Origin of the sequence: Absicoccus porci (assembly GCF_003725415.1) — a bacterium.
Lineage (GTDB): Bacteria > Bacillota_I > Bacilli_A > Erysipelotrichales > Erysipelotrichaceae > Absicoccus > Absicoccus porci.
Genome location: NZ_RJQC01000004.1, coordinates 124043 through 144185 on the forward strand (window position 1 = coordinate 124043; position 20143 = coordinate 144185).

A 20143-nucleotide genomic window follows, 5' to 3' on the forward strand; every position below is an offset into this window, starting at 1 on the left:
TCCGCAAAGATAGACTTTACCCATAGAGAGCACCTGCCATTTCTTGAATACAAGCATCGATCTGATCAAGTTTGGTTTGGCACATGAAAATGGGTGAATCTTGATAAAACGCTTGTATTTGAAGAGTGTCATCATCGATCCATTGCGCATGAGCACTAGCGGCATCGTGACAATCGGCATGCATCAAAGCCATCAATTGGCGTCCGGTATCAAACAAGATGTGTGTCTTTTTATCGTCAATGTTTTTGGGTAAAATAAAGCCGGTCTTGGTTTCAATGGCAATGATTCCTTGTGCGGTTGCGGGCAGGATATCCAAAACTTGAACAACATAGGCATGCAAATCGATGTGTAGTCGTTCCAATCCGGCTTGTGCAAGAATGATACCATCATAATCGCCTTCTTCTAACTTTCGCAAACGGGTTTCCACATTGCCACGAATCATCTTGATCTGGCATGTAGGATCGATGCGAGTATACAACTGGGCACGTCGCGGACTGGATGTGTCAATGGTTGCTCCGGGCCAGATCTTGGTCTTGGAAATCAATAGATCCGCAGGATTGGCTCGTGCTAATACAGCAGGTACATAAAAACCGTCTGTGATTTGACTGGGCATATCCTTGCCACTATGCACAGCAATATCGATTTGATCCTTTTGGATGGCTTGTTCAAACACAGAAACAAATAAGCCTTTGCCGCCAATGGAAGCCAAGCACCGATCTTGGATCTGATCGCCTTTGGAGACAATAGGGACGATTTGGACGGGGATTTGTAGCGCATCCACGACCATTTGCGTCTGGATCCTGGCTAATTGTGAAGTTCATGTGCCAATTCGTAGTTTAGTCATTTTTCGCCTCTCTGAATAATTCTGCTAGTTTTAGGAGATTCCAACGATGACATCATCTTGTTTGAGGATAGCCGGAAAGATAAAGGTGCATAAAGCTGGATCATCCACCACATTGACCAAGATGCGTTCTTGTTTACACATTTGGGCTATCCAGGCATTGACCTCTCTTTGATTGGTAGCGGCAATGATCAAGTCATATCGGGAACAGATATCCGAAGGCTTTACAGATCGGATTTCATAGGGATAGGATCGAAGTTGGTCACAAATGGTTTCACTAATGATATGAATATCGGCGCCAAATTGTTTTAATTGATGTGCTTTTCGTAATGCTGTCTTTTGACCACCGATGATCAAGACTTGTTTCTGATCGAGATCGATCATGAGTGAAAAATAACTCATTCGTTGTTCACCCACTTTTCAAGCCAGGAAACTATGGCATCCATTTGTTCATAGGTGTTGGTCTTGCGTAAAGAATAGACAAAAGATTCCATGGTTTTTTCTTTGATTTGGGGCAAATACGAAATCACATCGTGCATCCGCAATTCTTTTAAAATGTCCGATACACCTTGATCAATGGTGGCTTGTGCCCTTTGGGCATAGTCTTGTTTCTTTTGATTATTGGTTTTGGCCAGTTGTTGAAAATGGTCGATATTCATATATGTACAATGGGACAATTATTGCAGATGCGGATCCATATCATTGGGAACAGCTAAATCGATAAATAAGCGTGGTTTTGAATCGATATGTTTTGCCAGTTCTGTCTTGGTGATCGTATAATGGGGACTCGATGTTGCACTGATGATCACAGCTGTCGGCCTGTTGGATCAGGGAAATGTTTGATTTGGCCAAGACATTTTTGGCGGTGATGCTGCCAATTTTACCACTGATTCCAATGACCAACACCGTGTGGGCGCCAAAGTCAAAAACCGCATGGGCCGCTAATGTGCCAATGGAAACCGAAGTCGAAGACAGTCCTGTCTAGGTCTTGATTTGTTTCACTGTTTTCATGACCCTTTGAAAAATCGTATGAAACGAATAAGTGGTCTTTTTGAATTGCCGAGAATATTCATAGGCTTCTTTGACTTGACTAAAGATTTCATCTTCCCCCAAAACCATGGAGTCCATGCCACAAGCCACACGCGCCAAATGGCGAATCGCACCTACCGATGTATAGGTCGCAAAATAAGGCATCATCACATCACAATCTAAATCTTTGAAACGACAAAGTTGGTCTTCCATCGCATCGATGTCTATGTCAAAATAGATTTCCAGCCAGTTGCAGGTCGATAGAAGGACGCATTGTCCTTCTATCTGGTCAAAAAATTGTTTTTTTTTCAGTTGCATCAAAGGCCAATAGATTCCGAATCTCAATCGGAGCTATTTTATAGGAGATACTGATACAATTCATGTTTTTTATTATACTACAAACCGAATTTTCTATGGTTGCCTAGGCAAATCATCAAAAGTTTTGTATAGTAATCATAAAGGATAACTTACATATATGCTTTATAATATTTCTTTTGATATCTGTGCGATTGCTTTGACAGGGATGGCCCTTTATACCCTTTTTTATCGACGAAACCACCATAACCGTTTCAGTCGTATCTTTTTGATCTTATTGTTAATGCACATGGTTGCCTTGATCACCGATATTGCGAGTTCCTTTACGAATTCCTATCCTAGTGCTACAGCCCCTTTTTTCCGTGATGCGATGAACTATATTTTTTTAGCGGTTCATTCCAGTGAAGCCTTTGTGTTTCTATATTTTTTGATCGTTGATTTAGAAATTGGTCATACGACCCATCACTATATAAATATCCTTCTCCTTTTGCCTGAATGTTGTTTCATTCTTTTTCCTTTGCTTCTCAATCCTTGGACCCATGCTGTTTTCTATTATGACAAAACCAATCACTATGTTCATGGTCCAATGATGTACATGATCTATGGTGCTGTATATTTGTATTTGGCACTTTGTCTGGGTTTGATCATTCATAAAAGAGAGCGTTTGACACAGCGACAATATCGCACCTTGTTGTATTTATTTCTATTGTCAGGCATACCAGTTTTGATCCAAAGTCTTTTCATGCCTCACCAACTCATTGAAATGTATTTTCAGGCTTTAGGTTTCTATGGCTTTTTACAACTCATTGATCCCATTGATCAGTATTATCATCCGGTTACGAGGATCAAAAATTTCCAAGCGATGATCAATGACCTATCGCCCTATTTTGTGAATCAGACATCGATGTATGCCATCATCATCAAAATATCACGATTGGAAGTCTTATCGTTTTTCTCTCAAACGAGTGATATTTCTCATAGTTATCGTTTATTGATCACCGATTGGCTATCCAGCCTTGTGAAAAGGGGACATTGTTACGATTGTGAATATGGTATCTATGTCTTAACGACCACTGAGGATCCCCTGTCCCTCTGTCAAACGATTCAGGCACGTATGGCCAGTCCTTGGCAGTATCGACATCACACCTATCAATTTTCGGTTCAGATTACACCGGTACAGATTAGCGAGGATATTCATTCCATGGATACTTTCATTCATATGGTGCATATTCCTTATTTCCATACCAAACAAGGATGTGTATTCCAGTCCGTGAAGGATCTTGCACGTGAGTCAAAGGAATTCATGACGCATCAAAAACCAGAAATACCCTATGAGTTACAAGAAGCTTTGGATACGTTCCTTCACGGATTTGCGACGTTGACACCTGCGGAACGATCCATCACAGACTTATACATCCATGGTCATGAGATTCGTGAAATTCCTGATATTGCTTGTATTAGTGTCAATACGGTCAAAAAGCACAACAAAAATATCTATCATAAATTGGGCATCAAGTCCAAAGAAGAGTTATTAATCTATGTGGATCTTTTTCAACGATGTGGTCGGATCCAAGATCTCTATTCAAATGCAAAATAGTACCCTAGGGGTACTATTGGAACGTTTTTTATCATGGTATAAATACATTGAAAGAGAGGAAGTCCCATGAAAAAGCGTTTACTGATCAGCCTGTTTACTATTTTATTCTTGTTGGTGGGTTGTGGAAGTGCCAAATATGCGAATAGCAAATATCTTGGTACCTGGAAGGCCACCCAAGCCGAAGCCTATGGTGTATCGATTTCAACAGAATCTCTTGTTGGTGAATTTTCCATGGATCTAAAGGAAGATGGCAGTGCAAAAGTTACCATCGATAAAGATACGTACAAAGGGGATTGGGAAGAAATCAAAAATGGAATCCAGTTAAAAGATTCCAAAGATACAATGGATTTTAAAGCTAAAGATGGACATTTGATCCTTGAATACAGTGGAGCTACGATTACCTTTGAAAAACAAAAGTAAAGATACGATCACATAAGATCGTATCCTTTGTTTTTGAGACTAATTTCTAATTCTTCCTCTTCTTCACAATGAATCAACATGATGGGCTGTGGGGTATCCCAACCAAAAGTCGTATAGAGATAATCAATGTTGATGTTGCATTCTTTGACATCTTCTAATAATCGATTCAAGCTGCCCACTTCATTGGAAACACGAACAGCTAAAACAGAATCCAAGTGTGTCAAGTATTGTTTCTTTAAGATTTCTTGTGCTTTCTCTGTGTCTGAAACGATCATACGGACAATCGCGAAAGCCGAACTATCGTTGGTCAATAGCGCATATAAATTGATATTGGCATCGGCTAATTCTTTCGTAATATCGTTGATTGCGCCTTTTTTATTTTCGGCAAAAACCGACAGTTGTTTCATCATGGTTGCATCCTCCTAAGTTTCCTCTATTATACGCGTTATTATGATAAGATACCAATAGAAAACATACGTTTGGAGGTAAAGAAAATGGAAGAAACTCGTCCTTATGTTAGCTGGGACCTCATTCAAAATTTTATGATTGATGCGTTTCAAGCAGCGGGTGTACCCGAAGAAGACGCAAAAATTTGTACCGATGTATTAATGGAAAGTGATCGTCGTGGTATCGAAAGTCATGGTACCAACCGGTTCAAACCCATTTATATTGATCGAATCAATGATGGCATCTTAAATCCGGTTACCCATTATGAAGTATTGAAAGATACGCCAACCACTTGTGTAGCCGATGCCCACGATGGTATGGGTATGGTTGCGAGTTATAAGATGATGACTTCACTGATCGATAAAGCGAAAAAATATGGTTTAGCGATGGGTGCCATTAAGAATTCTTCACATTATGGTATTGCTGGTTATTGGGCAACCATGGCTAGTAAAGAAGGCATGTTAGGTATCACCGGAACCAATGCCCGTCCTTCAATTGCACCTACCTTTGGTGTGGAAAACATGATGGGTACCAACCCACTTACATTCGCCTTCCCGACGGATGAAGATTTTGACTTTATTTTAGACTGTGCAACATCCATCGTTCAACGTGGCAAGATTGAATATTATGCCCGTTCAGGCAAACCAACACCAAAAGGTATGGTCATCGCTCATGATGGCACGGCTTTAACCGATTCTGAAGAAATTTTAAAGAAATTGGTGGAAGGAACCGCTGCTTTAACGCCATTGGGTGGTATTGGTGATGAAATGGCTGGTTATAAAGGCTATGGCTATGCTGCGGTTGTAGAAATTCTATCAGCAGCCCTAACCGGTGGCTTATTCATGAAAGATCTAACGAATAAGAATCCCGATGGAACCAAACGTCCTTATCATTTGGGTCATTTCTTCTTGGTCATCAATCCAGAATTCTTTATGGGTCTAGATACCTTTAAGAAAACAGCGGGTGATATCTTGCGTGGTTTACGTAACAGTCAAAAAGCACCTGGTCATGATCGAATCTATACAGCTGGTGAAAAAGAATGGGATGTATGGCAAGTACGAAAAGACAAAGGGGTACCAATGGGCAAAGGTGTCCAAGATGATTTCAAAGCCGTACGTGATATGTATCATCTAAACTATCATTTTCCTTTTGAAGATTAAAGATTAAGGCAGCTTCCTTGGATACGAAGCTGCCTACTATTTGTTTAAAAAAAGAGCTGTACGCATTATACAACTCTACTTAGAATTTAACCGTATATGGACTTTCCGTAAAACTACAGAAAGTAGCAATGGCATTTTTTAAATAAAAACATGCGGTATTTCCATCACCAACAGCATACATTTCTTTTAGTTCTGGAAAAGCATCCAACATAGTGCCTTGTACATCTTCATCCGGATCATGGACAGCTTCGGCCTGTACACGGACCCAACGGTCACCCTTCACAGCTGTGATCTCAATTTTCGGATTTTTTAATAATTGTTGTGCCATCTTCTTTTTCAATCCGGTTTGAAAATACAATTTGTCATTATAGATCAGTTCTGTTCCAATTGGACGTACATGTGGCTGGCCATCTTCGTCCGTTGCCAAAAACCATACACCGGCATCTTTTAAGAAATTATAAAGTTCTCCCATAAAAAACACTTCTTTTGTTTCATCCTATGTCACACAAAATAGATTGTCAATTCCGATTATTCTAAAATCAACATCAAAACAAATCCCAACGCAAAACAAATCGTTCCCCAATTGGAATGTTCGCCTTCACTCATTTCTGGAATCAATTCTTCTACCACAACATACATCATGGCCCCGGCTGCAAAGGCTAATAACACCGGCATCCAAGGCAAGATCCAATGCGATAGCCAAATCGTCAATAAAGCACCAATGGGTTCCACAGCCCCTGATCCAACACCGGCTAAAAAGGTCTTGGGTTTTGACATACCCGCTGCATGTAACGGCATCGAAACGATGGCTCCTTCTGGAATATTTTGAATCGCAATACCCAAAGCTAAGGCAAACGCACCAGAAACAGCATTCGGATGAGCTAACCATCCAGCATAAACAATACCAACTGCCATACCTTCCGGTAAATTATGAAGCGTGACCGCAAATAACAACTTCGTTGATTTTTGCAGGTGATTAGCAGGCCCTTCTTCTTGATCATCCATATGTGTATGGGGAATGACCACATCCAAAAACAAAAGAAAGCCCATACCCAATAAAAAACCACAAACAACGGGTCCTACCGTTTTGGCTTGTTCTAAGGCGGGTTCCAATAAGCTAAAAAAACTTGCTGAAACCATGATACCGGAGGCAAATCCTGTCATCATTCGTTTCGTTTGAGTGGACATGTCCTGGCGCATAAAAAAGACAAAAGCAGCGCCTAAACTGGTTCCTAAAAAGGGCAATAACAATCCTTGTAGTACTTGTATATTCATATTCCTATTTTACCATAAAAGCAAAAAAAAAAATCGCGATTGCGATTTTCTTAACAATTGGTGGAGCGTATCGGGATCGAACCGATGACCCCCTGCTTGCAAAGCAGGTGCTCTCCCATCTGAGCTAACACCCCATTGGAAATAAATAATAAATAGAAATGGTGGGCCTGAATGGATTTGAACCAGCGACCTCACCCTTATCAGGGGTGCGCTCTAACCAACTGAGCTACAGGCCCGCGATAATCGCCGAAGCGATATTTTAATAAAAATTGGTGGAGCGTATCGGGATCGAACCGATGACCCCCTGCTTGCAAAGCAGGTGCTCTCCCATCTGAGCTAACACCCCATGTATATGAAAGCCAACAAATTAAATGGTGGGCCTGAATGGATTTGAACCAGCGACCTCACCCTTATCAGGGGTGCGCTCTAACCAACTGAGCTACAGGCCCGCTTGTTGACTGCCTAATCATATTACCATTACCAATATTTGATGTCAACACACTTTTTTACTTTTTTTAATAGATGCTCCATATCGAAATGACCAAAAAGACAATAAAGAATAAGACGATGGAAATCTGTCGAAAAGCCATTCGAAAAATAGGATAGGATGGTTTCTCTGGCAAAGGTCGTAAATCCTTCAAACCAAGGATACCATAGACAACCAATACAAATACGATAATAGCGCGTAGTCCCATAAAATTGGTCAAATAATTTAAACCTACCGTAATGCCATTAAACAACATATGACAAACAATATTCAAAGATAGATTGCGATGTTTATAATAAACCAATCCCAAAAAAGTGCCGGTAAACATATGCATGATGCCCTGGGTAAAGTTCATATGCATCCATCCAAAAAGGATACCACTAAAAATGGCAGCAAACAGTGCCCCATAAGGCATGAGACTATGTTCAATCTCACCACGAAATAGGAGTTCTTCGCAACAAGGGGCAATAAACACCGCCGAAAGAATCATCAACACAACATACAATGGACTGTTGTATTCTGTTAAACTCCCATCCATAAAATGAACGCCCAATGCCATTTGAATCAATGTCAAAAGCATGGAAAAAGTAATAGTGATGGTAAACATCGAAGCAACGGTCTTACTTACGGTTTCCCATGAAAAATTCCATTGAAAGTTTGATTTTGTCCATTTGACCCTCAACACTTTCTTACCAATTAGAGCCGTCCCTCCCGTTGTCAATAACGTCAACAAAAACAGACGAATACCGGCATAGGTTTCTTCGTTGATATACACATAATAACGGGCATAGATAGAACGTAAGATCCATCCTGCTAAGACCTGTGCCCCCGTAAATCCCAGCAAAAGCCAACCAATCCGTCGGACTTGTTTTTTTAGATCTTTCCATTTTGTGAAAACAGGTGGCATAGTCTTTCCTCCTATTGATATTTAGCACGCCATCGATAATATTCTTCATCTTTCTTTTCATCGATGGTCACTTCTTCTTCATACAACCCAAAATGGGCTTTTGGATATAATACTTTAAAATCCGAATACGATACGACACTGTGCCAATTCGGATTTTGAAGACGAATCTTTCCTTCTTGCAAGACTACCAAGGTTCCATCTTCAATGATGACCAAGACATGACCTGCTTTTAAATATTCAACAACTTCTACCGATTCAATAATTTTCATAGTACCTCAAAATATAAAGGCTGGAAAATCCAGCCTCTCTATTATTCAAAATGTTCTTTCAATTCTTGGAAATAGCTCTTTGGATGTGCACATACTGGGCATTTTTCCGGTGCATTTGGTCCGACAAATACATGTCCGCAATTCAAGCAGATCCATACTGTATCAGGTGCCTTTTTGAACATCGTATCGTCTTCAACTTCTTTTAACATTGCTCTATAACGAGCTTCATGATGTTTTTCGATTTTCGCTACGCCATCAAATAAACGAGCAATTTCATCAAAACCTTCTTCACGAGCTGTTTTGGCAAAACCGGCATACATATCGGTCCATTCGTAGTTTTCACCAGCCGCTGCATCTTTCAAGTTTTCTGTCGTTGTTGGAACGGCACCACCATGCAACGCTTTAAACCACAATTTCGCATGTTCTTTTTCATTGCCTGCTGTTTCTAAGAAGATATTTTGAATCTTTACATATCCATCTTTCTTAGCTTGGGAAGCATAATACTGATACTTAATGCTTGCTTGGCTTTCACCCGCAAAAGCCGTCTCTAAGTTTTTTTCTGTCTGAGAACCTTTTAATTCCATAAAATCAGACCTCCTCTTTGTTGATTATTATACCATTTTTTTTAGTCATTTGAGGCCCAATTTGGAATTTCTGATCCCCGTCGAATCAATACCGCTTTCTGAAAATCCGTTTGATTTAAAAATTCCATGATTGCCAAGGTTTCTTTTTCATCACATCCTAATAAGAATTTCACAACACAATCTTTCTTTAAGATATCGGCACTAATGACCAATGCATCCACACGATTGGTTTTTTTCGATCCTTGGTAAATATGAATTGGATCACCAGCCGGATCAATGGTATCGGTCAAATACCCATAATCCACGGGATACACTAAATTGGTAAATTGTTTGTGTTTGGATCCTTTGGGATAATCAATCTCGATCGAGCTCGATAACACAAGTGTATCCACTTTTTGCCAGAAGAGCGCATTATTTTCAATCTCTTGCATAAATCCTCCTGAAAATATGTACACTCATTATATCATTCTTGAAAGAGTTTACAAGAAATGCAACTTTATTGGGCGTTGTTTTCAACAAAATCCCAGAAATCTTCATATTCGGCTTGTTCAAAATCAATTTGTGACGTATTCTTCCACAAAGCAACGGTCTTATCCGAATCATTGAAACCAATGGCTGCTTGTTTGACCTTTCCCTTTTTAACGGCATATAAAGCCGGAGTATACATAAAATATGGTGTAATTTTCAGTAAAGCTTTGCCATCATCCGTTGTCGAAATTAAATGATCTGCATCTTCGGTTTCTTTTTGAAACCCAAAATCGGTTGAATCAATCACATAGACAGTAATATTTTTATGTTCACCCTTGGTCTTTTTGATGTAAGCATTCAATTTCTTACAAAATTGACAACCATCCCGCTCGACCATAAATACAAATGTATCTTTCTTCTTCATTTTTTCTTGAAGTTGACTCACGGTAATATCTTTGGTTTGAAAATCCTTTCCCGATTGACAACCCATTAATGCCAAACACATGGTTAGGACACATACGATTGATACGAAACGTTTCATGTTCATCACTTCCTTAATCCATCGACTAATTTAGTTATACTATAAGCCAATGCTTCCAGTTTTTCCGGGCCCTGCGCTAACGCTTGATGAAACGACATGGCTCGATCGGCCGTTGAAAAAATACCAATCATTCCCGTTTGATATACATCTTGATAGCCTTTACCTAAAGCACCCGATAAACAAATGACTGGTTTTCCATACTGATTGGCGAGTTCACAAACCCCATAGGGAACTTTTCCATACATGGTTTGGGCATCGGTCTGCCCTTCTCCGGTAATCACTAAATCACAATCTTGGATATCCTTGGCCATATGATTGGTTTCCATCAACAAGGAAATTCCTGCTTGTTGACGGGCATGGAATACGCCTAATAAGACACCGCCAATGCCACCGGCTGCACCCGATCCTTCATAAACATCCATATCCACATGAAAGGTCTGTTGGACTTTATCTCGATACAAGGCCATCCAATGATCAATGTCTTTCATTTGATTGGTGAAAATACCTTTTTGTGCACCAAAAATATACGTGGCTCCTTCGGGCCCTAAGAGATGATTTTTGACATCACAAGCCACAATGATTTCAATCGATGGCTTTTTAAATTGGCGTTTATCCATAAAGGCAATCTTTTTCAAACTATAAATGCCCGGCTCCAACTCTTTCCGTTTTTTATCGTAGAATTTGACGCCAAAAGCACGTAAGATGCCCATACCACCATCGTTGGTGCCACTACCACCCAAACCAATGACCAGTTTTTTAGCCCCTCGATGGATTGCATCTTTGATCATCAAACCAACCCCATACGAAGAAGCTACCATGGGATTGCGCTTTTCTTTGGGCGTCATATTCAGCCCAATGCAACTAGCTACATCCATGACCGCAATCGAACCATTATAGGCATAGTGGGCATGAATCGATTTGCCATAAGCATCCACGGTTTGACATGTCACCATTTTGCCGTGAATCACATCACAAAAGACCGCGGCTGTTCCTTCGCCCCCATCGGCCATGGGATACTTTACACACGTATGGGCTGGATTGGCATGAAGAATTCCGGCTTCAATGCGATCACAAGCTTGCGATGATGTCATACATCCTTTATAGGAATCGCTCGCAATTACAACTTTCATAGTTTCAGTTTACCATAGAAAAGATTGAGTTCAAAATGACGATACTATATAATGAAGAGAGTTTATGTGGAGGTTTACTATGGCCAAAAAACACGTATTGATTGGCGTTTGTGGAGGAATTGCCGCCTACAAAGCTTGTGATCTAGTCAGCACTCTTTCCAAACGTGATTTCGAAATAAAAGTTATGATGACAGAACATGCCGCACACTTTGTTCCGCCATTATCGTTTGAAGCCTTATCAAAAAATCCGGTTGAAACCGATTTGTTTCATAATCCCGATGATCCCATTGCGCATATCAGCTTAGCCAATTGGGCAGATATTGTCGTTTTGGTACCAGCTACAGCCAATGTGATCGCCAAAGTGGTCCATGGCATCAGTGATGATATTGTATCTACCACTTTTTTAGCTTGTACATGCACCAAATTGATTTGTCCAGCCATGAATGTGGATATGTATGAAAATCCAGTGACCCAAGAAAATATCCAAAAAGCCAAAGACTTGGGATATCAATTTGTGGAACCGGTTGTTGGTCATTTGGCATGCGATGCAACAGGCAAAGGTAAATTAGCGCCGGTATCCGATATCGTAGATTGCATTGAACAATTGACTCATCCCGATCTATCTTTAGCAGGCAAGCATGTACTGATTACAGCAGGACCTACCCAAGAACCGATGGATCCCGTGCGTTTTATTTCCAATCATTCATCGGGTAAACAAGGCTATGCGATTGCACAAGCCGCCAAAGATATGGGTGCCAATGTGACGGTGGTTTGTGGACCTTGTGCGCTAGCGGATTTACCAGGTGTAAAAATGATCCATGTGCAAACAGCCCAAGAAATGTTTGAAGCCGTAAAAGAAAATTATGAAAAGGCCGATTATATCATTATGGCCGCTGCAGTTGGTGATTATCGTCCCGAAGTCATCTCTGATCAAAAAATCAAGAAGTCCGATGAAACTATGCAACTTCGTCTTGTGAAAAATCCAGATATCTTGGCATATGTTGGTCAACACAAGACTCATCAAATTTTATGTGGTTTTGCGATGGAAACCCAAGATTTGGAAAAGAATGCCCGTCAAAAACTCATCGATAAGAATTGTGATGTATTGATTGGCAATAACTTATTTGTAGAAGGGGCTGGTTTTCAAGGAGATACCAATGTTGTCTGCTTGATCACCAAAGAGTCCATTGATCGATTGCCTAAGTTGACGAAATCGGAATTAGGATATAAAATTCTAAAGACTATGTCGAAACTAGAAAAGGAAAAATAATGCCTATGTTAGTGTGTATCGATATCGGAAACTCCAATATCACGTTGGGTCTGATCAATAATGACCAAATTGTTGGTAAATATCGTTTAACGACCAAAGCACGTCGTTCCAGTGATGAATTTGGTTTGATGTTGCAGTCGTTTATTTCCAGAGAAAATATTGAAAAAGAAGACATTGATGATGTCATCATCACTTCGGTTGTGCCAAAGGTCATGCACTCTTGTCGCAATGGTGTCTTTAAATTCTTTGGGATCGAACCCATTATTGTTCGTCCGGGATTAAAGAGTGGTATCAGTGTCCAAATGGAAAATCCACGCAGTGTGGGTGCCGATCGGATCGTGGATTGTGCCGGTGCCTACTCCCATTATGGCGGACCGGTATTGGTCATTGATTTTGGTACGGCAACAACCTATGATTTTGTGGATGAAAAAGGGCGGTTTCGTGCCGGTGTAATCAGTGTTGGCATTGAAACAGGTGCTTTGGCATTGACCAACCAAACCGCGCAGTTACCAGAAATTGAAATTCGTAAGCCAAAAACCATCATGGCACGCAATACCCAAAGCGAGATGGAAGCCGGTGTCTTCTATCAATACTTAGGCGGTGTGGAATATACGATTCGTCAATTCCAGAAACAAGCCGACACCAATAAACCCATCAAAGTCGTCGCAACGGGTGGTCTAGGCCGTATCATCCATGCCCATACTCCATTGATTGATACATACGATGCGGATTTGATCTTCAAAGGCTTGAATGTCATTTATAAAAAAAATAAACCAATCAAAGAATAGAAACTTTGATTGGTTCTTTTTTTATATGGAAGCCGCTAATATGGCAGCAGCCGTACCATCGGCAGCCGCTGTTGTTAATTGACGCACATTTTTCGTACGCACATCACCTGCCACAAAAATATTTTTTACATTGGTTCGTGTATCTTCTCCCGCTTGGATATAGCCACTTTTGTCCAAATGGACAATGCCTTCCAACAAGCTGGTTTCTGGTTGCATACCAATGGCCACAAATAAGCCATCTACCGCTAATGAACGCTTTTCTTTCGTTTGCACATTTTGAAGCGCAAGACCCGATAGTTTTCCCTGCTTTTCCTCTAAGCCACAAATGATCGTATTTGTGATGGGATGAATGTTGTCGATGGTTGCTAATTTTTCCTGTAGGACCGTTTCGGCTCGATATGTATTCCGACGATGGATCAAATAGACTTCTTTGGCAATCGATGATAGATAAATGGCATCATCCAAGGCAATATTACCACCGCCATTGACAGCTACCACTTTATCTTTAAAGAATGCCCCATCACAATTGGCACAATACGAAATGCCATGTCCAATCAGTTTTTCTTCATTGGCCAGGCCCAAATGACGATGGCTCGCTCCACCTGCATAGATCAAGCTCTTTCCGGTATATGTATCTTGTGCCGTTTGGATCGTGACACGATTTTCTTCGGGAACAATCTTCACAACTTCTTCATAGACAAAATGAGCACCGAGATCCATGGCTTGTTGATAGAGCTTAAAACCTAGATCAGCCCCATTCACCGAAGCCATGCCCGGATAATTTTCGATTTCATTGGCCGTAATGATCTGACCACCCGGTGCATTTTTTTCAAACACGATGGCTTGTTTTCCTGCGCGTTGAATATATATGGCAGCAGTTAGACCGGCAATGCCAGCCCCAATGATCAATATGTTATTTTTATTCATAGGATCTACCTCCTTGTGCTTTCATCGTATCGAAAAATCGAACGTTTTCCAAGTGGAATGCCCATCAATCGAACTTCTGGTTCCAATTGGATCTTTGTGTGGGCATAGACCTTCTCTAAGATGGTTTGGATTGCACAAGACACCGAATCCATGGTTGCTCCTTCATTGATCAAGATCAATGGACTGTCTGGATACATGCGCACTCCTTGAAAATGAAATCCCTTGGGCCACAAGGTCTTTAATATTGATCCCGTTGATATTTTGATATGATCTGCTGGCAAATCAAACATCTTCAAAGTAGGAAATTGTTTTTGGAGCTGGATGGCTTGACTTTTGGCAATGATCACATTGCGAAAAAAAGAGCCACAACTTGGATAGCGCTGCAGATTCGGAATGCGATGGGCTCGTTGATCTACTATTTCTGCCCGTTTTTGAACAAGTGCTTGTTTCGATCCTTTAATCAAAGAAACAACCACCGATTGAATAAACCAACGTTGGGGATCTTGTTGAAAAATAGACGTTCGATATCCCATACCCAATTCAGCTTTTGAAAAGATTTTTATTTGATGCGTGAAACGATCATACACTTGGATCGATTCAATGACATCTTTTAGTTCATGGCCATAAGCCCCTGCATTCATCATGGCAGCTCCACCTAAGCTTCCTGGAATGCCCGATAAAGATTCCATGCCTTGGTACCCATTTTCTACGCTCCATTGAATAAATGCGTCCATATTTTGACCGGATTGGATGCGAATGCGTACACCCTGCACGGTTTCCGATTCCATTTGCCAACCCATCATTTGATTGATCAACCAAACATCTTGGGCCTTTTCCTTTCCTACCAACGTATTGGTGCCTCCACCTAAAATCGAAGCATTTGGATATAAGTGAAAGATATCTTCAATTTCTTGATCCTTTTCGATGATGAAAACCGTATCAATGATAGGTCCCATACGAAACGACAAATACGTGGATAGATCAAAATGTGTTACTGTCTTCATCTTTGTCCTCCTATATCTTTTTTATCTTAGATATTGTCTTCTGTCTTGTGATTTGCTCAAAAAAAACTGTGTCCTGCTAAAACAGAACACAGCCAAGGGGAAATTCACGATGATTTTTGCTCAATCTCCGAAAGATCTATAAGATCATGAATGCCCAAAAACTTTCCTTGGCTTCGCACTGTTCTCCTTATCCTGCATTCGGCTTTATTGCGATGCATATGGAAACAGAAATCGTTTTTGTTTCATGCCTAAACGATCATCCCTCCTATCTTCACTATACCTTTTTTCTCCCATAAAAAAAGTACCCCTGGGGTACTATTGCTTCTGTTTATAGGCATCCAATTTGTCTTTCTTACAAATCTTAGTGAAAGGACATTGACTACACTTCGGATTGCGAGAGGTACAAAGATAACGCCCAAAAAAGATAAAGTCATGATGGGCTTGATTCCAACGATCGCGATCAATCTTTCGTTTCAGCTTTTCTTCGACCTTTTCCACCGTATCATAAGGTTTAGCCAATCCCAATCGTTTACTCACCCGATCCACATGGGTATCCACCGCAAAACTAGGAATCCCAAAAGCTACACTGCGAACCACATTGGCCGTTTTGCGGCCTACACCAGGTAGTGACATCAAATCTTTATAACGCGATGGAACGATGCCATCGTATCGTGCTTCCAATTCTCTGCTTAAATTTAAGATGGAATGGGCTTTATTTCGATACAAACCAATCCGTTTGATGTAAGGGATGATGTCTTTGACTTCGGCTTGTGCCATCTCCTTCGAAGTCGGATAGGCCGCAAATAAGGCTGGTGTGACTTGATTGACGGATGCATCGGTTGTTTGGGCCGATAAAACCACCGCCACCAACAATTGAAACGGCGTTTCATGAATCAATTCACATTTTGCGTTTGGAAAGATCTTTTCCATTTCATCGACAATTTCATTACCGGTCACGAATACCATTCTCCACTTCTTCCACAGTTAACCCTTTTTGTTTCCAAGATACCAAGATCGATTCGATATAATTCAGGGATAATTTATTATATACCACTGCTTCATTCAAGGCACATACGACCATGCGTTCGGTATACTTTTCTTCTAAATCTAAGATGCGTTGCATCTCATTGGGACTTAAAGGACGGCCAAATTCGGTTTCGATGCGTTCAATCAACGATTGATCCAATGGTTGGCCAATCTCTTCTTCATAAACACCATCGATATGGAAGGTCAAAGCCCCATCATGAAAATCAATGGTCAGATAGCCTTTGTCTGACAAGGATAGAAAGATTTCTTCAATTTGATCTACATCGAGTTTGGTCTTGGCAGAGAGTGCTTCATGATCAATGGGTGTATGCGTTTGATTCATAAAATCAATCAACAACAAGACCATGGCTTCATCACTATTGACATGCAGATCTTGTAGATGATCCAAGATCCACGTACGATGATCGATATAGGGTGCATTCCAATCCATCTTACTCATTCGGACTCAGCCCTCTTTCATAAACACGGACAAAGGTATCGTAATCAATCAAGATCATCGATCCATCTCCCATGATCACATAACAAGGATTATTGTAGCCATAGCCAAGAACGATCTCATCAGCTTTGATGCCATACTTATTTTTAGCGACTTTCTTCGCTTTCGAATAATTTAACGTACTCATTTTCCGTGTCGTGATCACATTGCCCTTCACATTGAACCAATATAACGTTTTTTTCGTGTAGCCTTGATATGTCTTATAATCAAACACATGGGTCGTTAATCCCTGAATGCCTTTGACTTTCTTTTGGATCTTCGCTTCATTTTGGGCTTCGACTTGTTCATGGACACGATTAGGACCACTGATGAAAAGTGACCAAAATGTGCAAATCAAAAGAATCAATACGATCCATAATACAGCCGTAAAACGACGATTCAGTCCTTTCATCCTATCCCTTCCTTTCTTATAAACGTTCGATAAAGGTTTCCACTAAACGAGCCGATTGGGCACTGGCTTTGGGTGCATATTCCGAAAATTCCATGGGATTATCCGAATGGACAGCCACATCACTTAATGCCCGCACAATCACATATGGTACTTGGAACGAATGAGCCACTTGCGCAATCGCACCTGCTTCCATTTCGCTACAAGCCGATTCCGGGAAATGCGCCATTAATTTATCCAGATCTTCTTTTCGTGACATGAATAGATCTTGACTGGCAATCCAACCTACATGATAGCGAATACCTAAATCTTTTGCGCATGTGGTACATACATCCACTAATTTTTGATCGGGTTCGTAAACAAGACCATAGGCATCGGGTCCATCCAATGCGGTCAAATCAAAATCGGCCTGAACGACCATCTTGGAGATGACGATATCCAAGACTTGTTGATCATCTTTTAAACCACCAGCGGTTCCAATATTGATGATGGCTTCCAAATTGTGTTGCGTACACAAAATCGCTGTGGCCATGGCGGCATGGGTCTTCCCAATTCCGCATTTGGCAATCACGATGTCTTTACCATGCATCGTACCATAGTGTAAGGTGCATGTCGCTACTTGTTCGGTTTTCGTAATGGTCGAAAGTTTTTCAATGGCTTCGACTTCCATATCCATTGCAGCAATAATTCCTATCATTTCGTTTCCTTTCTTGTACATACATAAAAATATTTTTCACCGGGACAAATACCCGGATGATCAAAATCCGTATCGATGGATTCTATCTCAAAATACGGTGCTAAAGTTTGTTTTAGCCACTTTGGATCATAGACACGTTGCAGATGATGTTCCTGTATGAGTCCATCTTTGGTGTAAAAGGCAAAATCTTGATAGATCCAGTCATCTTCACTTTCAATGGACCATTGGTACTTGGTGCCATCTTGAAATTCACCGGTCTCATTCCATTCTTGGCTGAATTCTTCTAAACGATCCAGGGCATGGGTATCAAAGAAAAAGATACCGTTGGGTCGTAGATGATCATGGACTTGTTGAAAAAAGGTCGTAACATCTTCGGGATCTAAGAGATAATTGAAGCTATCGCATAAACAAGCAATCGCATCGTATTGTTTCAAAAAGCTTAGATCTTTCATGTCATGGCAATAATACGAGATCGTTGGATCTTTGGCTTTGGCTTGATCGATCATTTGTTGGGAAATATCCAATGCACTCATCGTATAGCCTTTTTTGGCTAGGGCATGGGTAATTTCACCCGAACCACAAGCACATTCTAACATCGAACAAGCCGATTTGTGTTTCTCGATCCAATCGACCCACGCTTTTGTGGCTTGTTCATCTTTGACTAAATCATCATAATAAGTGGCCAACGTATTATAGATCATAGCTTGTCACCGGACAATCTGCATATAAGCGATCCAAATTATAAACTTGACGTGTTTCTTTCACAAACAAATTCACAACGACACTGCCAAGATCCAATAAGATCCATGGACTATGGGCATCGCCTTCCTGACGAATATCCACATCAAAGCCAGCTTCTTTGACTTTTTCTTTGATGTTTTGTGCAATCGCATTGTTTTGGCGAAGATTGTTCGCCGTGACCACGATGATATCATCCATAAACGGCGTAATATCCATACAATCGTAGTCTTTCACAAACATTCCTTTGCGTTCCAATATCGCTTGAATCACGACATCTTTTAATTCCATATTTTACTTTCCTTCCTCTAGATATTTATCATTTTCATTCTTGACAGTCCAAAAGCCTTGATAAATATCGGCTTTGCATTGATTGATCAGGTCTGTAGAATCATAGCCTCGTAAAGGATCCGTCTTATCGGCACAAAAAACAATCATCGCATACGGATCATCATGATCATCGCCTAAGACATGATGATAGATGGCATTTTTGATTTGCGGATCATCCAAATAAAAGACACGATCGACAATTTCACTACCGACAAAACCATGCCATACCGGAACGGCCCATTTCTTGTTTTCGGGACAAATCGCATCCATCCATTGTTCCATGTGTTGGACATCCATGTTTTTCGCAATGTCATGAAACAAACCAATATAATAGGCTTTCTGTCCATCCAAGCCATTGGCCAAAGCCATTTCTTCACATAAATGCGCGACTGATACACTGTGTTTATACCGATGTCTGGTTTCTCTAGCCGCAATAAAATTTTCTACATATAACCGATGTTCATAGATATATCCTAATACTGTATAGGGTACATAATTTAATTTATTGCCTTGCCGAATTTCGGAACTCGATACGGGCATGGCTTCCATATGAATGCGTTGAATCGGATATTCGGTTGGTACCAATTGGCCATCGCGATCCACACACACAAATTGAATCAAAGAAGTCAATTCTTCTGGATCTTTCCATTGATCAAATTGTGCCAATTGATCATTTCCAATCATCCAAATAAACTCATATGCAGGATACTTTTGTTTCAACGTTTTGACCGTATCGATCGTATAGCTTTTACCTTCACGATCCATTTCCAAGGTACAAAGACGAAACCGATCATCATAGGCCATGACCCGTTGAATCATGGCTAATCGATGGACATCCGCTGTCAAAGAACGATCTTTTAATGGCGTGGATTTGGTGGGCATGAACCAAACTTCATCACATGCAAGATCCTGCAAGGCCGTTTTGGCCATTTGAATATGACCATAATGAATGGGATCAAAAGATCCGCCTACAATTCCTACTTTCATA

27 protein-coding genes, 4 tRNA genes and 1 pseudogene are annotated in these 20143 nt (G+C 40.7%); 5 read left to right on the plus strand and 27 right to left on the minus strand.

The features are described 5' to 3' along the window. Positions 1 to 16: 16 nt before the first annotated feature. The 5 genes and pseudogenes from hemC to EDX97_RS10260 form a co-directional block, all read right to left on the minus strand. Positions 17 to 802, minus strand: a pseudogene (gene hemC / locus EDX97_RS10240) (hydroxymethylbilane synthase); the annotation flags it as partial. A 72-nt stretch (positions 803 to 874) separates the two neighbouring features. Continuing rightward, positions 875 to 1243: a precorrin-2 dehydrogenase/sirohydrochlorin ferrochelatase family protein gene (locus tag EDX97_RS10245; RefSeq protein WP_128521064.1), complete on the minus strand. Its 369-nt coding sequence runs from the start codon at positions 1241 to 1243 to the stop codon at positions 875 to 877. Further along, entirely contained in the window at positions 1240 to 1500 is a 261-nt protein-coding gene (locus EDX97_RS10250; protein WP_128521065.1) for a hypothetical protein, read from the minus strand. Before EDX97_RS10250 ends, EDX97_RS10245 begins: the two co-directional genes overlap by 4 nt. 18 nt (positions 1501 to 1518) lie before the next feature. Beyond that, entirely contained in the window at positions 1519 to 1650 is a 132-nt protein-coding gene (locus EDX97_RS10255; RefSeq protein ID WP_128521066.1) for a hypothetical protein, read from the minus strand. A gap of 172 nt (positions 1651 to 1822) precedes the next feature. Then, positions 1823 to 2188 carry a hypothetical protein gene (locus EDX97_RS10260; protein ID WP_128521067.1) on the minus strand — a complete coding sequence of 122 codons (366 nt, stop codon included), beginning with the start codon at positions 2186 to 2188 and terminating at the stop codon, positions 1823 to 1825. Between the two features lie 157 nt (positions 2189 to 2345). On the opposite strand from EDX97_RS10260, the gene EDX97_RS10265 reads away from it, so the two are divergent. Together EDX97_RS10265 and EDX97_RS10270 are read left to right on the plus strand one after the other, a co-directional pair. Continuing rightward, positions 2346 to 3782 carry a LuxR C-terminal-related transcriptional regulator gene (locus EDX97_RS10265; RefSeq protein ID WP_128521068.1) on the plus strand — a complete coding sequence of 479 codons (1437 nt, stop codon included), beginning with the start codon at positions 2346 to 2348 and terminating at the stop codon, positions 3780 to 3782. 66 nt (positions 3783 to 3848) lie between these two features. Then, complete coding sequence (locus tag EDX97_RS10270; RefSeq protein WP_128521069.1) at positions 3849 to 4202, plus strand: hypothetical protein; 354 nt, start codon at positions 3849 to 3851, stop codon at positions 4200 to 4202. Positions 4203 to 4210: 8 nt separating this feature from the next. Here EDX97_RS10270 and EDX97_RS10275 read toward each other — a convergent pair whose 3' ends face one another. After that, a complete protein-coding gene (locus EDX97_RS10275) occupies positions 4211 to 4612 on the minus strand; it encodes an ACT domain-containing protein (RefSeq protein ID WP_128521070.1) in 402 nt (133 codons plus the stop codon). An 84-nt stretch (positions 4613 to 4696) separates the two neighbouring features. Between EDX97_RS10275 and EDX97_RS10280 the strand changes: the two genes are divergently transcribed. Continuing rightward, on the plus strand, positions 4697 to 5809 hold the full coding sequence (locus tag EDX97_RS10280; protein WP_128521071.1) for an Ldh family oxidoreductase: 1113 nt from the start codon (positions 4697 to 4699) through the stop codon (positions 5807 to 5809). A gap of 79 nt (positions 5810 to 5888) precedes the next feature. Here EDX97_RS10280 and EDX97_RS10285 read toward each other — a convergent pair whose 3' ends face one another. From EDX97_RS10285 to EDX97_RS10345, 12 genes are all read right to left on the minus strand, one after another. Then, positions 5889 to 6281, minus strand: a complete 393-nt coding sequence (locus EDX97_RS10285; RefSeq protein ID WP_128521072.1) for a pyridoxamine 5'-phosphate oxidase family protein — start codon at positions 6279 to 6281, stop codon at positions 5889 to 5891. A gap of 56 nt (positions 6282 to 6337) precedes the next feature. After that, positions 6338 to 7084 (minus strand): ZIP family metal transporter, encoded by a 747-nt coding sequence (locus tag EDX97_RS10290; RefSeq protein WP_128521073.1) that lies wholly within the window; start codon positions 7082 to 7084, stop codon positions 6338 to 6340. A gap of 58 nt (positions 7085 to 7142) precedes the next feature. After that, a tRNA-Ala gene (locus tag EDX97_RS10300) sits at positions 7143 to 7218 on the minus strand. Positions 7219 to 7243: 25 nt separating this feature from the next. After that, positions 7244 to 7320: transfer RNA gene (locus EDX97_RS10305), tRNA-Ile, on the minus strand. Between the two features lie 34 nt (positions 7321 to 7354). Further along, positions 7355 to 7430: transfer RNA gene (locus EDX97_RS10310), tRNA-Ala, on the minus strand. A gap of 26 nt (positions 7431 to 7456) precedes the next feature. Next, positions 7457 to 7533 (minus strand) — tRNA-Ile (locus EDX97_RS10315). Positions 7534 to 7599: 66 nt separating this feature from the next. Beyond that, positions 7600 to 8478: a CPBP family intramembrane glutamic endopeptidase gene (locus tag EDX97_RS10320; protein WP_128521074.1), complete on the minus strand. Its 879-nt coding sequence runs from the start codon at positions 8476 to 8478 to the stop codon at positions 7600 to 7602. 11 nt (positions 8479 to 8489) lie between these two features. Then, on the minus strand, positions 8490 to 8747 hold the full coding sequence (locus EDX97_RS10325; RefSeq protein WP_128521075.1) for a hypothetical protein: 258 nt from the start codon (positions 8745 to 8747) through the stop codon (positions 8490 to 8492). A 41-nt stretch (positions 8748 to 8788) separates the two neighbouring features. Further along, complete coding sequence (gene rbr / locus EDX97_RS10330) at positions 8789 to 9331, minus strand: rubrerythrin (protein ID WP_128521076.1); 543 nt, start codon at positions 9329 to 9331, stop codon at positions 8789 to 8791. Between the two features lie 41 nt (positions 9332 to 9372). Beyond that, positions 9373 to 9762: an Inorganic pyrophosphatase gene (locus tag EDX97_RS10335; RefSeq protein ID WP_128521077.1), complete on the minus strand. Its 390-nt coding sequence runs from the start codon at positions 9760 to 9762 to the stop codon at positions 9373 to 9375. A gap of 65 nt (positions 9763 to 9827) precedes the next feature. Beyond that, positions 9828 to 10340, minus strand: coding sequence for a hypothetical protein (locus tag EDX97_RS10340; RefSeq protein WP_128521078.1), 513 nt, complete (start codon positions 10338 to 10340; stop codon positions 9828 to 9830). A 5-nt stretch (positions 10341 to 10345) separates the two neighbouring features. After that, a complete protein-coding gene (locus EDX97_RS10345; protein ID WP_128521079.1) occupies positions 10346 to 11470 on the minus strand; it encodes a glycerate kinase family protein in 1125 nt (374 codons plus the stop codon). A gap of 79 nt (positions 11471 to 11549) precedes the next feature. Between EDX97_RS10345 and coaBC the strand changes: the two genes are divergently transcribed. Both coaBC and EDX97_RS10355 read left to right on the plus strand, forming a co-directional pair. Beyond that, positions 11550 to 12740 (plus strand): bifunctional phosphopantothenoylcysteine decarboxylase/phosphopantothenate--cysteine ligase CoaBC, encoded by a 1191-nt coding sequence (gene coaBC / locus EDX97_RS10350; RefSeq protein ID WP_128521080.1) that lies wholly within the window; start codon positions 11550 to 11552, stop codon positions 12738 to 12740. A gap of 5 nt (positions 12741 to 12745) precedes the next feature. Next, a complete protein-coding gene (locus EDX97_RS10355) occupies positions 12746 to 13528 on the plus strand; it encodes a type III pantothenate kinase (RefSeq protein WP_128521151.1) in 783 nt (260 codons plus the stop codon). Between the two features lie 21 nt (positions 13529 to 13549). Here the strand turns inward: EDX97_RS10355 and EDX97_RS10360 are convergent, their stop codons facing one another. The 9 genes from EDX97_RS10360 to nadD all read right to left on the minus strand — a co-directional run bounded on the left by EDX97_RS10360 (position 13550) and on the right by nadD (position 20142). Further along, on the minus strand, positions 13550 to 14455 hold the full coding sequence (locus tag EDX97_RS10360; RefSeq protein WP_128521081.1) for an NAD(P)/FAD-dependent oxidoreductase: 906 nt from the start codon (positions 14453 to 14455) through the stop codon (positions 13550 to 13552). A 5-nt stretch (positions 14456 to 14460) separates the two neighbouring features. Further along, positions 14461 to 15459, minus strand: coding sequence for a UDP-N-acetylmuramate dehydrogenase (locus EDX97_RS10365; RefSeq protein ID WP_128521082.1), 999 nt, complete (start codon positions 15457 to 15459; stop codon positions 14461 to 14463). A gap of 315 nt (positions 15460 to 15774) precedes the next feature. Next, positions 15775 to 16416: an endonuclease III gene (nth, locus tag EDX97_RS10370; protein ID WP_128521152.1), complete on the minus strand. Its 642-nt coding sequence runs from the start codon at positions 16414 to 16416 to the stop codon at positions 15775 to 15777. After that, positions 16406 to 16945 carry a DnaD domain-containing protein gene (locus EDX97_RS10375; RefSeq protein WP_128521083.1) on the minus strand — a complete coding sequence of 180 codons (540 nt, stop codon included), beginning with the start codon at positions 16943 to 16945 and terminating at the stop codon, positions 16406 to 16408. The genes nth and EDX97_RS10375 overlap by 11 nt, the downstream gene beginning before the upstream one ends. Further along, positions 16938 to 17393, minus strand: coding sequence for a hypothetical protein (locus EDX97_RS10380; protein ID WP_128521084.1), 456 nt, complete (start codon positions 17391 to 17393; stop codon positions 16938 to 16940). The genes EDX97_RS10375 and EDX97_RS10380 overlap by 8 nt, the downstream gene beginning before the upstream one ends. 16 nt (positions 17394 to 17409) lie before the next feature. Continuing rightward, positions 17410 to 18087, minus strand: a complete 678-nt coding sequence (locus tag EDX97_RS10385) for a 5'-methylthioadenosine/adenosylhomocysteine nucleosidase (protein WP_173446247.1) — start codon at positions 18085 to 18087, stop codon at positions 17410 to 17412. Continuing rightward, positions 18084 to 18788 carry a class I SAM-dependent DNA methyltransferase gene (locus EDX97_RS10390; RefSeq protein WP_128521086.1) on the minus strand — a complete coding sequence of 235 codons (705 nt, stop codon included), beginning with the start codon at positions 18786 to 18788 and terminating at the stop codon, positions 18084 to 18086. Before EDX97_RS10390 ends, EDX97_RS10385 begins: the two co-directional genes overlap by 4 nt. After that, positions 18778 to 19116: a ribosome silencing factor gene (rsfS, locus tag EDX97_RS10395; protein WP_128521087.1), complete on the minus strand. Its 339-nt coding sequence runs from the start codon at positions 19114 to 19116 to the stop codon at positions 18778 to 18780. The genes EDX97_RS10390 and rsfS overlap by 11 nt, the downstream gene beginning before the upstream one ends. A gap of 3 nt (positions 19117 to 19119) precedes the next feature. Further along, entirely contained in the window at positions 19120 to 20142 is a 1023-nt protein-coding gene (nadD, locus tag EDX97_RS10400; protein WP_128521088.1) for a nicotinate (nicotinamide) nucleotide adenylyltransferase, read from the minus strand. Between the last annotated feature and the right edge of the window lies 1 nt (position 20143).